Source organism: Pseudomonas sp. ABC1 (assembly GCF_013395055.1).
Classification (GTDB): domain Bacteria; phylum Pseudomonadota; class Gammaproteobacteria; order Pseudomonadales; family Pseudomonadaceae; genus Stutzerimonas.
This window is the reverse complement of sequence record NZ_CP058349.1, coordinates 3,383,488-3,397,777: the sequence shown is the minus strand read 5'-3', so window position 1 is coordinate 3,397,777 and position 14,290 is coordinate 3,383,488. Positions and strand designations below refer to the sequence as shown.

Here is a 14,290-nt window from a genome sequence, read left to right as displayed (position 1 = left end):
ATGTCACGACCGTCAGCGCGGCATCGCCAGTCAGAACCAGAAGGAATGAGATCCATGCCAAAAGGAATGAAACGAACCCTCACGGCCCTGGCGACTTTCATTGTCTTCTATGCCCTGCTGGGGTTCCTGATCGTGCCCGGGGTCGGGCAGCGCATCGCCAACCAGCAACTGGCCCTCTACAGCAACGTCCCGGCGCAACTCGAACGCCTGGAGTTCAACCCGTTCACGCTTGACCTCACCCTCTTCAACCTGCGCCTGGGCCAGGTCGGCGATGAGCAGGTGGCCTTCCAGCGCCTGCGGGCCAACCTGAACTGGAGCAGCCTCTGGCAGCGGCGCCTGCACTTGAGTGCACTGGAGCTGGACAATCCACGTGTGCAGGTCGTATTCGACAAGGACGGCGGGCTCAACCTGGTACAGATGCTGAATCTGCCCGAGAGCACCGATGAAACGCCTCCGCCCGAGGAGAAAGGCATCTTCCCGGTCGTCATCGACGAACTGCGCCTGAATGCCGGCAGCCTGCGTTTCAACGACCAGCGACCGGGAGAAGGCGTCGACCTGAACTACCAGCCGCTGGACATCGTCCTGCATGACTTGAGTACCCTGCCCGAACGCAATGGCCAGGCCAGCCTCACGGCCATGGACGCGAATGGCGGGCAGATCGAATGGCAGGGGCAACTGAGCATTTCCCCACTGGCTTCCAGCGGGCAACTGAAGATCAGCCAACTGGCGCTGCAGCCGTTCTGGCCTTATGTCCGCAATGCCGTGCCACTCGACCTGAAGCAAGGCGTGGCGCAACTCAGCACCGCATACAGCTTCTCCCTCGCCGAAGAGCTCGACCTGAAGCTGAGCGATATTGCCATCGCCCTTGCGCCCCTGGCCATCGACACGGATGCCGGGCGCCCATTGCTGCGCCTGGAAAGCATCGAACTGGGCGATAGCAGCCTCGACCTGGCCAAGCGCCAGTTGGTCATCGGAACCCTGCGCAGCAGCAAACTGGAAACCTGGGCGGCCCGTGAAGCCAATGGGCAACTGGACTGGCAGACGCTGCTGAAAACACCGGACACGCCGGCGAAGGAACCAGAGCCGACACAAGCCCCCGAAGCAGAACCTGGCCCCGCCTGGCAGGTCCTGCTGCATGACGCCCAGTTGCGCGGCTACCAGATTCACCTGGCAGACCGGCAACCCGCGCGGAAGGTCGATCTGCTGGTCGGCCCCCTCGATCTCGACCTGCAAGCCTTCGACAGCCAGGGAACCTCGCCTTTCAAACTGGCACTCGATACCGGCATCGGCAAACAGGGCAAGCTGAAGGCGAAGGGCCAGGTGCAATTGCAGCCCATGAGCGGAGCCTTCTCGGTCACCAGCAAGGACATCGACCTGCGCATCGCACAGGCCTATCTGGAGCCCTTCATTCGCCTGGAGCTGCGCAGCGGCCTGCTGGACAGCGCACTGGACATCGACCTGCAGAACATCGAGCCGCTGGCATTCAAGATCAGCGGTAACGCTGATATCCGGCAATTGCATACGCTGGACACCTTGAAGGACCGCGACTTCGTCAAATGGCAGCGCCTGCAGCTCGAAGGACTCGACTACCGCCACGAGGACCTGCTGAGCATCGGCAGCATCAAGCTCACCCAGCCTTATGCCCGTTTCGTGGTCAACGAAGACCTCACCACCAACATCAACGAACTGCTGATCGACACGCCCTCATCCGCCCCCAAGCAACCGGCCGCGACCACGTCCAGCAAGCCTCTGGGCATCCATATCGGCGAAGTGTCACTGGCCGACGGCTCGGCCAATTTCGCCGATTTCAGCCTGCCCCAGCCATTCGCGACCGCCATACAACAGCTCAACGGCCGCATCGGCACCATCGACAACCGCCAGGCCAAGGCCGCCACGATCTCCATCGATGGCAAGGTCGACCGCTATGCGCCGGTCAGCATCAAGGGCAGCCTGACGCCCTTCGATCCACTGCAAAGCCTCGACATCGCCACACGCTTCAAACAGGTCGAACTGACCACGCTGACGCCCTACTCGGGCAAGTTCGCCGGCTACCGCATCCGCAAGGGCCGTCTCAACCTCGACCTGCACTACCGGATACAAGGCCGGCAATTGAGTGCGGAAAACAAAGTGGTACTGGAACAGCTGCAACTCGGGGAAAAGGTCGACAGCCCCAACGCCGTGGACCTGCCCATCAAACTCGCAGTGGCACTGCTCAAGGACACCAAGGGCACCATCTCGCTGGAGCTTCCGCTGCGCGGCAACCTCGATGACCCGCAGTTCAGCGTCATGCCGATCGTCTGGCAGACCTTGCGCAACCTCGTACTGCGCGCGGCGCAGGCGCCCTTCAAGTTCATCGGTGGGCTGGTCGCGGGCGACCATGGCGATCTCAGCCAGGTCCTGTTCACCCCCGGCAGCAGCGAGCTGGACAGCACGGCCAAGCAATCCCTGGATACCCTGGCCAAGGGCCTGCAACAGCGCCCCGCCCTGCGCCTGGAAGTCGAAGGCATGAGCGCGGCCAGCAGCGATGGTCCATTGATCGCGGAGGAGCGCCTGGAGCGCGAATACCGCAGCATTCTCTACAAGATGCAGCAACGCCGTGGCGACGCCGTACCGGCCAGCGCGGATACGTTGCGTGTGGAAGACAGCGACAGGGGCGCACTGCTGGAAGGCATCTATCGCACACGCTTGAAACAGCAGCCCCCAGCCGAATGGCGCGAACTCTCCCGGGACGAACGCACAGCCAAGATGAAACAGGCCGTCATCGACTCATGGAGCGACAACACCGCCCTGCTGCGCCGTTTGAGCCAGGAACGCTCAGCCAGCATCAAGGCGTATCTGGTCGACCAGGCCGGCTTGCAGGACGAGCGTGTCTACCTGCTGGACAGCGGCCTTACCGATGCGCAGGAGAACGGCAAGGTCGCCACGGCACTGCACCTCGGCAGTGAATGAACAACACGACGCAAAGGCCAACTGACTCAAAGGAGCAGACCGCATGATTGCCAATAGCCTGATCGTCCTCGTGATCATCATCCATGCCTATATCGTCGTGCTGGAGATGTTCCTGTGGCAGAAGCCCAGCGGAAGACGCACCTTCGGCCTGAGCCAGGAATTCGCCCATCAGTCTGCGACACTGGCAGCCAACCAGGGGCTGTATAACGGCTTCCTGGCTGCGGGCCTGATCTATGGCCTGCTCAAGGGAAACGATGGCAATGAGTTCACGCTGTTTTTCCTTTCCTGCGTTCTGCTGGCCGGCATCTTTGGCGGCCTGACTGCCAGCCGCAAGATCCTCCTGATCCAGGCACTGCCCGCAGCCGCTGCGCTGCTCTGCCTGTTCTTCGGCCTCTGAATTCGGACACAGACCTGTTGGGCTCACTCACCATGACGACAGCCCATAAAACAAAAAGCCCCATGCAATGCATGGGGCTTTTCTCAACCGATCGACTTAGTCGACGAACTTCAGGCCATCAGCGGAGACATCCCGTACACCCTTGATCGCTTTGGTTTTCTCGATGGCCAGCTTGCGCTCGGCCTCGCTTGCCACAGTGCCGGACAACGAAACGATGCCGTCCTTGGTCTCGACCTTGATATCGGTGCCCGACGTTGCACTTTCAGCCAACAGGGACGACTTGACCTTGGTGGTGATCCAGGTATCCGAGACGACTTCTCCAGCCTCGTGAGCTTTCTCACCGGCCTTGTGCAGCACTTCCTCGGACTTGCTCTGCCCCGCATGACTGTCAGCCAGGGCAACACCGGCCAGTGGCAAGCTCATTACAGCGGCGATAGCGGCGGCGGTCAGAGGTTTCTTGACGTTGTACATGGTGGCACTCCTGTTCTTCGTTATTCCTGCAATAGGTCTTCATGTGCAGGTTGCCCAATGAATATCGCAAGCGACGTGCCAACCAGGATTAAAAAATTAATCCTTTAATATCAACAAGTTAAAATAACAAACAGGTACATGAAACATGCACTCTGCATGTTCTGGCCACTCGTCGCCATGCAACTTGCAATGATACGAGCGACTCAAGAAAGAACCTCCGGCATTGCGCCGACTGACTCCAGCGGGCGATCCAGAAACCTGCAGGCAAAAGAAAAGGCCCCGCAGGGCCTTTTCTTCACTCAGGCAGGATTCAGGCGCCGGATGCCTTGGCGGCAGCGACGTCCTTGATCGACAGCTTGATGCGACCGCGGTTGTCCACGTCCAGCACCAGCACTTCGACTTCCTGGCCTTCCTTGAGGATATCGGTGACTTTCTCGACACGCTGATCGCTCAGCATCGAGATGTGCACCAGACCATCCTTGCCCGGCAGGATGTTGACGAAGGCACCGAAGTCAACGATGCGCTCGACCTTGCCGACGTAGATCTTGCCAACTTCGGCCTCGGCGGTAATGGACAGCACGCGCTGCCTGGCAGCCTCGGCCGCTTCCTTGGTTTCGCCGAAGATCTTGATCGAACCGTCGTCCTCGATGTCGATCGAGGCCTTGGTTTCTTCGCAGATAGAGCGAATGGTCGCGCCGCCCTTGCCGATGACGTCGCGGATCTTGTCCTGATCGATCTTCATCGAAATCATGGTCGGGGCATTGGCCGACAGTTCGCTACGCGACTCGGCAATGACCTGGTTCATCTGACCCAGAATGTTCAGGCGCGCTTCCAGCGCCTGGTTCAGGGCGATCTCCATGATTTCTTCGGTGATGCCCTGGATCTTGATGTCCATCTGCAGCGCGGTAACACCTTTGGCGGTACCGGCCACTTTGAAGTCCATGTCGCCCAGGTGATCTTCGTCACCGAGGATGTCGGTCAGAACGGCGAACTTCTCGCCTTCCTTGACCAGGCCCATGGCGATACCGGCCACCGGCGCCTTCAGCGGTACGCCTGCGTCCATCAGCGCCAGGGAAGCGCCACAGACCGAGGCCATCGAGCTGGAACCGTTGGATTCGGTGATTTCCGATACCACGCGAATGGTATAGGGGAACTGGTCGGCGCTCGGCAGCATGGCAGCAACGCCACGACGGGCCAGACGACCATGGCCGATTTCGCGACGGCCGGTGGCACCCATGCGACCACACTCGCCCACCGAGTAAGGCGGGAAGTTGTAGTGCAGCAGGAAGGGATCTTTCTTCTCGCCTTCCAGGGTGTCGAGCAGTTGCGCATCGCGGGCGGTACCGAGGGTGGCAACGACCAGAGCCTGGGTTTCGCCACGGGTGAACAGCGCGGAACCGTGGGTACGGTCCAGCACGCCGACTTCGATGGCCAGCGGGCGCACGGTACGGGTGTCACGGCCGTCGATACGCGGCTTGCCGTTGACGATGTTCTCGCGAACGGTGCGGTATTCGATCTCGCCAAAGGCAGCCTTGACCGCATCGGCAGCGAACTGGCCTTCACCTTCGCCCCCCAGTGCCGCGACCACCTGGTCGCGCAGTTCGCCCAGACGGTTGTAGCGATCCTGCTTGATGGTGATGGTATAGGCCTGGCTGATCGCTTCGCCGAACTGGCTGCGAATGGCATCCAGCAGGACGGTGTTGGCTTGCGGTGCCTGCCAGTTCCAGGCGGGTTTGCCAGCCTCGGCGGCGAACTCCTTGACGGCCTGGATCACGACCTGGAACTCCTGGTGGGCGAACAGTACGGCGCCCAGCATCTGGTCTTCGGTCAGCTCTTTGGCTTCCGACTCGACCATCAGCACGGCGTCCTGAGTACCGGCCACGACCATGTCCAGGCTGGAAGCCTTGAGCTGCTCGTAGTTAGGGTTCAGCAGGTAGCCGCTTTCCGGATGGAAGGCTACACGGGCGGCGCCCAGCGGGCCATCGAACGGAATGCCGGAGACGGCCAGGGCAGCGGACGTACCGATCATCGCAGCGACGTCGGGGTCGGTCTTCTTGCTGGTGGAGACCACGGTGCAGATGACCTGCACTTCGTTCTGGAAGCCTTCCGGGAACAGCGGACGGATCGGACGATCGATCAGACGCGACGTCAGGGTTTCTTTCTCGGAGGGACGCGCCTCACGCTTGAAGAAACCACCAGGGATCTTGCCAGCGGCGTAGGTCTTTTCCTGGTAGTGGACCGACAGCGGGAAAAAACCCTTGCTCGGGTCAGCGCTCTTGGCAGCTACGACGGTGACCAGGACAGTGACGTCATTGTCGATGCTGACGAGGACGGCACCGGAGGCCTGGCGAGCGACACGGCCCGTTTCGAGGGTAACGGTCGACTGACCGAACTGGAATTTCTTGATTACCGGATTCACGGATTTTCCTTCTCTCTGTTGCCTTTGGGGAAATTGCCGGAAATGTCGGGAGTCGGACCCGTTGCCATTCCCAGAAAGCCGGAAGCTGGAAGCCAGAAACCGGAAGCGAGGTCTATGCCCTGCTTCCAGCGTCCAACTTCCAGCTTCCGACTCACCTGCGTCTTAGCGACGCAGACCCAGACGACCGATCAGGGTGCTGTAGCGAGTGGTGTCTTTACCCTTCAGGTAATCCAGCAGCTTGCGGCGCTGGTTGACCATACGGATCAGACCACGACGGGAGTGGTGATCCTTGCCGTTGGCCTTGAAGTGGTCTTGCAGCTTGTTGATGTTGGCAGTCAGCAGTGCAACTTGCACTTCCGGGCTACCGGTATCAACTTCAGCTTGCTTGTACTCGCTAACGATCTGGGCTTTTTCTTGAGCGCTCAGTGCCATGTCATGGACTCCTAAGTGAACAGGCCGGGCCATTGCCCGTGTTGAGTAAGAGGTATGACCGTGCCTGTTGACAGCCACCCTCATGACGCACCGCTGTATCAGCGTTACGCTTCGGTCATTCCGACCGAATCAGTCGACGCGGCTCGATACGCCCGTCGTCCCCCACCTCACCGATACCGATGAAGCGTCCATTCTGATCTTGCACACGCAACATGCCGAACGCTGGCGAATCAGGTGCCCGTACAGGTTGCCCATGGAGCCAGTAGAAGGCGCTGTGCTCGGACAACTGCAACACCGGCCAATCCTCCAGGCCACTGTCGACCGGCTTGAGAAAACCGTCCAGCGCCTCGGCACCCGACTCGCCATGCAGGTGCTCCAGCTCTTCGAGACTGACAGTCTGGCTCAGGTCGAACGGCCCGGCCTGTGTCCTGCGCAGCTCCGCGACATGTGCACCACATCCCAGCACGTGCCCGATATCTTCAACCAGTGTGCGGATATAAGTGCCTTTGCTACAGGAAACGGCAAGACGAGCCTTGTCTCCCTCCAGCGCCAGCACTTCGAGCCGGGCAATAGTAACAGAACGCGGCTCGCGCTCCACTACTTCACCCGCCCTGGCCAGCTTGTAGAGGGGTTGCCCATCGCGTTTGAGCGCCGAATACATCGGCGGCACCTGCTGGATGTCGCCACGGAAGCCAGACAGCGCAGCCTCCAGTTGCTCACGTGTAACGCCTACCGGGCGGCGCTCCAGCACCTCACCCTCGGCATCCGCCGTGGTGGTGGTCACCCCCAACTGCATGACCGTCTCGTAGGCCTTGTCGGCATCGAGCAGGTACTGGGAGAACTTGGTGGCCTCGCCGAAGCACAACGGCAACACGCCAGTGGCCAGCGGGTCGAGACTACCGGTATGCCCGGCCTTCTCGGCATTGAGCAACCAACGTACCTTCTGCAGCGCTGCGTTGGAAGTGAAGCCACGCGGCTTGTCCAGCAGGATGACACCGTCGACCTTGCGACGAATACGCTTGACCTGGGCCACCCGTCACTCCTTACCGTCGTCGTTGCGGCCTTCATGCTTGCGGTCTTCCGCCAGCGCCCGCTCGATCAACGAGTACATCTGGGCACCGTTACGAATGCTGGCATCGTAGTGGAAGTGCAACTGTGGAACGCTGCGCAGCTTCATCACCTTGCCGATCTGCATACGCAGGAAGCCATTGGCATCGTTGAGGATGCGCAAGTTGCCCTTGATCGCGGCCTCGTCTTCATCCTGCCCCATGAGCGTGATGAACACCTTGGCGTGGGACAGGTCGCGGCTGACCTCCACAGCGGTGATGGTGACAAGGCCCAGGCGTGGGTCCTTGATTTCCCGCTGGATCAGTTGCGCCAGTTCACGCTGCATCTGGTCGCCGATCCGCTGGGTTCGACTGTATTCTTTGGCCATTGAATCGCCCTCACTAAAAAGCCGAAAGCTGGAAGCTCGAAACCGGAAACGCTTTGGAGCGGCTTCCGATTCCTGGCTTCCAGCTTTCGGCTGGCATTCGCTTAGAGCGAACGCGCCACTTCGACTTTCTCGAAGACCTCGATCTTGTCGCCGACCTTGACGTCGTTGTAGCTCTTCACGCCGATACCGCACTCCATGCCGGCACGCACTTCAGCGACATCGTCCTTGAAGCGACGCAGCGACTCGAGTTCGCCTTCGAAGATGACCACGTCGTCGCGCAGTACACGGATCGGACGATTGCGGTGCACCATGCCCTCGAGCACCATGCAACCAGCGACCGCACCAAACTTCGGCGAGCGGAACACATCGCGGACTTCGGCGATACCGAGAATGTTCTCGCGAACATCGCTGCCAAGCATGCCCGACAGGGCCTTCTTGACGTCTTCGATGATGTCGTAGATCACATTGTAGTAGCGCAGGTCCAGGCCTTCCTGCTCGACGATCTTGCGCGCACCGGCATCGGCACGCACGTTGAAGCCGAACAGCACGGCATTGGAAGCCAGCGCCAGGTTGGCGTCGCTTTCGGTGATACCACCGACGCCACCACCAATGACCCGCACCTGGACCTCGTCGTTGCCCAGGTCGCTGAGCGAGCCTTGCAGCGCTTCGAGGGAACCGCGCACATCGGACTTGAGCACGATGTTGAGGGTCTTCTTCTCGTCCTGGCCCATGGTCTCGAAAATATTCTCGAGCTTGCCGGCATGCGCGCGGGCCAGCTTGACCTCGCGGAACTTGCCCTGGCGGAACAGTGCGATCTCACGCGCTTTCTTCTCGTCAGCGACGACGATCAGCTCATCACCGGCGTCCGGCGTACCGTCGAGACCCAGGATCTCCACCGGAATGGAAGGGCCAGCCGCCTTGATCGGCTTGCCGTTCTCGTCGAGCATGGCGCGCACGCGGCCATAGTTGACGCCTACCAGCACCATGTCGCCCTGGTTCAGCGTACCGTCCTGTACCAGCACGGTGGCCACCGGACCACGGCCCTTGTCCAGACGCGACTCGACCACGACACCACGGCCCGGGGCGGAAGGCGTTGCCTTCAGCTCAAGAACCTCGGCCTGCAGCAGTACGGCTTCGAGCAGTTCGTCGACGCCCGTACCGACCTTGGCCGATACGTGGACGAACGGCGCTTCACCGCCCCACTCTTCCGGAATCACATCCAGCGCGGCCAGGCCGTTCTTGATGTTGTCCGGATTGGCGTCCGGCTTGTCGATCTTGTTCACCGCGACCACGATCGGCACGCCAGCTGCTTTCGCATGCTGCACGGCTTCCTGGGTCTGCGGCATCACACCGTCGTCAGCTGCAACGACCAGGATGACGATGTCGGTCGCCTTGGCACCACGGGCACGCATCGCGGTGAACGCGGCGTGACCGGGGGTGTCGAGGAAGGTGACCATGCCGCGCTCGGTCTCTACGTGGTAGGCACCGATATGCTGCGTGATCCCGCCCGCTTCGCCGGAAGCCACCTTGGCACGGCGAATGTAGTCGAGCAGGGAGGTCTTGCCGTGGTCGACGTGGCCCATGACGGTCACGACCGGAGCACGGGAAAGCGCCTCGCCTTCGAACTTCAGGGACTCGGCCAGTTGCTCTTCCAGCGCGTTGTCGCTGACCAGCTTGACCTTGTGCCCCAGCTCTTCGGCAACCAACTGTGCGGTCTCGCGATCCAGCACCTGGTTGATCGTTACCGGCGAACCGAGCTTGAACATGAACTTGATGACTTCAGCAGCCTTGACCGACATCTGCTGCGACAGCTCGCCGACGGTGATGGTCTCGCCAATGGAAACCTCACGCACCACCGGCCCGGTCGGGCTCTGGAAGCCATGCTGGTTACGCTTCTTGCCAGACTTGGACTTGCCACCACGGCCACGACGGAAACCATCGGCATCGTCGTCGCCCGAGCGGACAGTACGGGCCAGCGGAGCCTTGGTCTTGAGCGCAGGACGATGTTGCGCCTGCTTGCGATCACGGCGCTCATCATCGTCGTTGCGCGCTTTCTCGACGCGGCGCGGCTCTTCCTTCTTACGGTCGTCGACAGCCACGACGGGCTCTGCCGGTGCGGCGGCAATCGTTTCGATGACCGATGCGACGTCAGCGGTTGCAGCGGCCGGCTGCGGCTTGTTACGTGCGGCTTCCTCGGCGCGCAGGCGGGCTTCTTCTTCAGCTTTCTGCCGCGCAGCATCTTCGAGTGCGCGCTGGGCTTCCAGCTCGCGCTGCTTCTCGGCTTCGATTTCTTCCGGAGCACGATTGACGAAGGTTTTCTTCTTGCGCACTTCCACGCTGATGGTCTTGCTACCAGCGACCTTCAGTTTGGTGGTGGTCTTGCGCTGCAAGGTGATCTTGCCAGGCTCGCTCGCCTTGGCGCCATGTCCACCCTTGAGGTGGGCCAGCAGCGCTTGTTTCTCACTATCGGTCACTACTTGCTCGGCGCTGGTGTGCGACAGTCCTGCCTCACGCATCTGCAGCAGCAGTCGCTCGACCGGTGTGTCGACCACCTGGGCCAGTTCTTTCACCGTGACTTGCGTCATGCATCTCTCTCCTCAGGCCGCTAAGTGCTTACTCGAACCAGTGGGCTCGGGCGGCCATGATCAGCTTGCCGGCACGTTCTTCGTCGATGCCGTCTATATCGAGCAAATCGTCGATCGACTGCTCGGCCAGGTCCTCACGAGTGATGACCCCCCGCACTGCCAGTTCGACGGCCAGTTCCTTGTCGATACCTTCCAGCGCGAGCAAATCTTCGGCTGGCTGGGCATCGGCCAGCTTCTCTTCGGTCGCGATAGCCTTGGTCAGCAAACGATCCTTGGCCCGCGTACGCAGTTCGTTGACGATATCCTCATCGAAACCATCGATGCCGAGCATTTCCTCCAGGGGCACATAGGCGATTTCTTCCAGCGAGGTGAAACCCTCTTCGACCAGCACCTGGGCCAGTTCTTCGTCGACATCCAGCTCTTCGATGAAGCTGCGGAGGATGTCACCGGTTTCTTCCTGCTGCTTGGCCTGGATATCGGCCTCGGTCATTACATTGAGCGTCCAGCCGGTTAGTTGGCTGGCCAACCGCACGTTCTGGCCACCACGACCGATGGCCTGGGCCAGGTTGTCTTCTGCCACCGCGATATCCATCGCATTGGCATCCTCGTCGACGATGATCGCTGCAACTTCGGCAGGCGCCATGGCATTGATGACGAACTGGGCCGGGTTCTCGTCCCACAGCACGATGTCGACACGCTCGCCGCCGATCTCACCCGAGACGGCCTGCACGCGCGAACCGCGCATGCCGATGCAGGCGCCCTGCGGATCGATGCGTTTGTCCTTGGAACGGACGGCAATCTTGGCGCGCGAACCGGGATCACGGGAAGCGCCCTTGACCTCGATCAGCCCTTCGGCGATCTCCGGCACCTCGATGCGGAACAGCTCGATCAGCATCTCGGGGGCCGTGCGCGAAAGCACGAGTTGAGGGCCGCGGTTCTCGGTGCGGATCTCCTTCAACAGTGCACGCATACGTGCGCCAACGCGGAAAGTCTCGCGGGCAATGATGTCTTCACGGGCGAGAACGGCCTCGGCGTTATTGCCCAGGTCGACGATCACGCTGTCGCGTGTCACCTTCTTGACTGTGCCGGAGATGATCTCGCCCAGTCGATCACGATAGGCTTCGACCACCTGGGCCCGCTCGGCTTCGCGCACTTTCTGCACGATGACCTGCTTGGCGGTCTGGGCGGCAATGCGTCCGAATTCGATCGACTCGATCTTCTCTTCGATGGCATCGCCGATGGCAGCATCGGCCTTGCGCTCACGCGCTTGCTCGAGGGTCAGTTCGGCGGAAGGATTCTCCAGCGCCTCGTCCTCGACCACCGTCCAGCGACGGAAACTGTCGTAGTTGCCGGTCTGGCGGTTGATCTCCACCCGCAACTCGACTTCGTCGTCATAACGCTTCTTTGTAGCAGTCGCCAGAGCCAGCTCCAGTGCTTCGAAAATAACACCGGCCGGCACGCCCTTTTCATTGGACACCGACTCCACAACCAGCAGTACTTCTTTGCTCATCGTACGCCTCGCCTTTCGCAATCCATTGGGGTCTGCGGATACCGCTTCACTCGAAACGGGGAATGATATTGCCCTTGTCGATCAGGTCGAGCGGTAGCAGGTACTCATGCTCATCGACCTGGACGACAACGTCCTGCTCTTCCACACCGCGCAGAAGACCCTGGAAGTTACGCCGCCCTTCGAAGGGCGAGCGCAGTTTGATCTTGACCTGTTCACCGACATGCAATGCATATTGCTCCAGCGTGAACAGAGGCCTGTCCATACCCGGAGAAGAAACCTCCAGGGTGTAATCGGTACTGATCGGGTCCTCGACATCCAGAACCCCGCTTACCTGACGACTGACCTTTTCACAGTCATCCACCAGGATGCCGTTTTCATGATCGATATAGACCCGTAGCAGAGAATGCCGGCCCTGGGAGATGAACTCCACGCCCCAGCACTGAAAGCCAAGCGCCTCGACCACCGGAGCCAACAAGGCCTGCAACTGTTCTAGCTTGCTCGACATCGAAGTCCCTCGTGCATGCCGTATAAATGAAAAATGGGCGAAACGCCCATCCATGGAGTCGCCTGTAAATGCCGGCGACCTGGCTCAAGCCAATAAAAAACCCCTCAAGGGGGCCATTATCAACTGGTTGCGGGGGCTGGATTTGAACCAACGACCTTCGGGTTATGAGCCCGACGAGCTACCAGACTGCTCCACCCCGCGACAAACTGGGCGCAGATAGTACAACCAAAGCCTTAAAAAATCAATAAAGCCCATATACAAGAAAGCCCGCACTAGGCGGGCCTGCTTGTTTGGTACCGAGGAGGGGACTCGAACCCCTACAGCCTATGGCCACTACCACCTCAAGGTAGCGTGTCTACCAATTCCACCACCTCGGCAAAAACCTTACTTCACCTCATCCACTTGAGGAACATCCTGCTCCGCAGCACCCTTGCCACCTTCCAGAACAGGTACATCACCTGCTACAGGAGCAACAGCGGGAACCTCCAGAGCGGCCGGATCAGGCAAGCCCGCCTGAGACAACCGATCAGCCTGCTCGCTTGCGAAGAAAGCCAGGCCCAGACTGGTCACGAAAAAAACGGCGGCCAGTATAGCAGTAAACCGACTCAGAAAGGTAGTGGAACCTTGGCTTCCGAATACAGTACCAGAGGCACCAGCACCGAACGAGGCACCAGCATCAGCACCCTTGCCCTGCTGCAGCAGCACCAATGCGACCACACCAATGGCAACCAGCAGATGCACTACGATAACGACAGTCTGCAACATCTGATCAGTTCCCTGCAGCGCGACAGATCGCGCCAAATTCATCCGCTTTCAGAGAGGCACCACCTACGAGCCCCCCATCGATATCCGCCATCGCAAAAAGCTCGGCGGCATTCTCGGCCTTTACGCTACCGCCGTAAAGAAGCCTTGTAATCTCTGCCACGGCCGCATCTTCATTCGCCAGACACCGACGAATTGCAGCATGGACTTCCTGAGCCTCTTCAGGTGTCGCGGTCAGGCCGCTTCCGATTGCCCAGACAGGCTCGTAGGCGATCACTGCATTATTGAAGACCGAAACACCATGATCCTCAATCACACGACACAACTGACCCAGCACGACATCCAGCGTTTTCCCGGAACGCCGCTGCTCAAGCGTTTCACCGAGACACAGAACCGGCTTCAAACCACCCGCCAGCGCCGCCGCGAACTTCCGACTGACCACCCCATCATCTTCGCCAACAATCAATCGACGCTCGGAGTGCCCAACCAGAACCCATTCACAACCAAGCTCGTACAATTGCCCAGAACTGACTTCGCCTGTAAGCGCACCAGCTTCCGACTCCTGCGCGCAATCCTGCGCACCAACGGAGACCCGAGCACCAGCCAGAGCACTCCTGACCAGATCGACATGGATGAATGACGGAAACACCGCAATATCCACAGACTCGGGCAATACCTGCCGAACCAGACCTTGAGTCAGCTCTGCGACGCTCGAGCGGGTACCGTTCATCTTCCAGTTACCAGCTACCAGTGGGCGACGCATGCTTTACCTCGTCGGTCAAAGTGGGCGCAGATGGTACTCAAGCGGAACACGGCTGGCAAGCG

Annotated in this window: 12 protein-coding genes and 2 tRNA genes; 2 read left to right on the top strand and 12 right to left on the bottom strand. The window is 60.3% G+C overall.

All coding sequences use genetic code 11. The features are described 5' to 3' along the window. The first annotated feature begins 54 nt into the window (after nucleotides 1-54). A complete protein-coding gene (locus HW090_RS14830) occupies nucleotides 55-2,949 on the top strand; it encodes a DUF748 domain-containing protein (RefSeq protein WP_179114237.1) in 2,895 nt (964 codons plus the stop codon). A 43-nt stretch (nucleotides 2,950-2,992) separates the two neighbouring features. After that, nucleotides 2,993-3,346 (top strand): DUF1304 domain-containing protein, encoded by a 354-nt coding sequence (locus HW090_RS14825; protein ID WP_179114236.1) that lies wholly within the window; start codon nucleotides 2,993-2,995, stop codon nucleotides 3,344-3,346. Nucleotides 3,347-3,442: 96 nt separating this feature from the next. On the opposite strand, the gene HW090_RS14820 is transcribed toward HW090_RS14825, so the two are convergent. The 12 genes from HW090_RS14820 to tpiA all read right to left on the bottom strand — a co-directional run bounded on the left by HW090_RS14820 (nucleotide 3,443) and on the right by tpiA (nucleotide 14,228). After that, nucleotides 3,443-3,817 carry a BON domain-containing protein gene (locus tag HW090_RS14820; protein WP_179114235.1) on the bottom strand — a complete coding sequence of 125 codons (375 nt, stop codon included), beginning with the start codon at nucleotides 3,815-3,817 and terminating at the stop codon, nucleotides 3,443-3,445. A gap of 310 nt (nucleotides 3,818-4,127) precedes the next feature. Then, nucleotides 4,128-6,236, bottom strand: coding sequence for a polyribonucleotide nucleotidyltransferase (gene pnp / locus HW090_RS14815; RefSeq protein ID WP_179114234.1), 2,109 nt, complete (start codon nucleotides 6,234-6,236; stop codon nucleotides 4,128-4,130). A 162-nt stretch (nucleotides 6,237-6,398) separates the two neighbouring features. Further along, the gene (gene rpsO, locus HW090_RS14810; RefSeq protein ID WP_179114233.1) at nucleotides 6,399-6,668 is read right to left on the bottom strand and encodes a 30S ribosomal protein S15; all 270 of its coding nucleotides are present in this window, start codon (nucleotides 6,666-6,668) and stop codon (nucleotides 6,399-6,401) included. 115 nt (nucleotides 6,669-6,783) lie between these two features. Then, nucleotides 6,784-7,701 carry a tRNA pseudouridine(55) synthase TruB gene (gene truB / locus HW090_RS14805; protein WP_179114232.1) on the bottom strand — a complete coding sequence of 306 codons (918 nt, stop codon included), beginning with the start codon at nucleotides 7,699-7,701 and terminating at the stop codon, nucleotides 6,784-6,786. A 3-nt stretch (nucleotides 7,702-7,704) separates the two neighbouring features. Then, nucleotides 7,705-8,103, bottom strand: a complete 399-nt coding sequence (rbfA, locus tag HW090_RS14800; RefSeq protein WP_179114231.1) for a 30S ribosome-binding factor RbfA — start codon at nucleotides 8,101-8,103, stop codon at nucleotides 7,705-7,707. A gap of 101 nt (nucleotides 8,104-8,204) precedes the next feature. Continuing rightward, nucleotides 8,205-10,688, bottom strand: a complete 2,484-nt coding sequence (gene infB, locus HW090_RS14795; protein ID WP_179114230.1) for a translation initiation factor IF-2 — start codon at nucleotides 10,686-10,688, stop codon at nucleotides 8,205-8,207. A gap of 28 nt (nucleotides 10,689-10,716) precedes the next feature. Beyond that, a complete protein-coding gene (nusA, locus tag HW090_RS14790) occupies nucleotides 10,717-12,198 on the bottom strand; it encodes a transcription termination factor NusA (RefSeq protein WP_179114229.1) in 1,482 nt (493 codons plus the stop codon). A 46-nt stretch (nucleotides 12,199-12,244) separates the two neighbouring features. Next, nucleotides 12,245-12,703, bottom strand: a complete 459-nt coding sequence (gene rimP, locus HW090_RS14785) for a ribosome maturation factor RimP (protein WP_179114228.1) — start codon at nucleotides 12,701-12,703, stop codon at nucleotides 12,245-12,247. Nucleotides 12,704-12,827: 124 nt separating this feature from the next. Then, nucleotides 12,828-12,904, bottom strand: a tRNA-Met gene (locus HW090_RS14780). Nucleotides 12,905-12,994: 90 nt separating this feature from the next. After that, a tRNA-Leu gene (locus tag HW090_RS14775) sits at nucleotides 12,995-13,080 on the bottom strand. Between the two features lie 7 nt (nucleotides 13,081-13,087). Then, entirely contained in the window at nucleotides 13,088-13,468 is a 381-nt protein-coding gene (secG, locus tag HW090_RS14770) for a preprotein translocase subunit SecG (RefSeq protein WP_179114227.1), read from the bottom strand. Between the two features lie 4 nt (nucleotides 13,469-13,472). Further along, entirely contained in the window at nucleotides 13,473-14,228 is a 756-nt protein-coding gene (tpiA, locus tag HW090_RS14765; protein WP_179114226.1) for a triose-phosphate isomerase, read from the bottom strand. Between the last annotated feature and the right edge of the window lie 62 nt (nucleotides 14,229-14,290).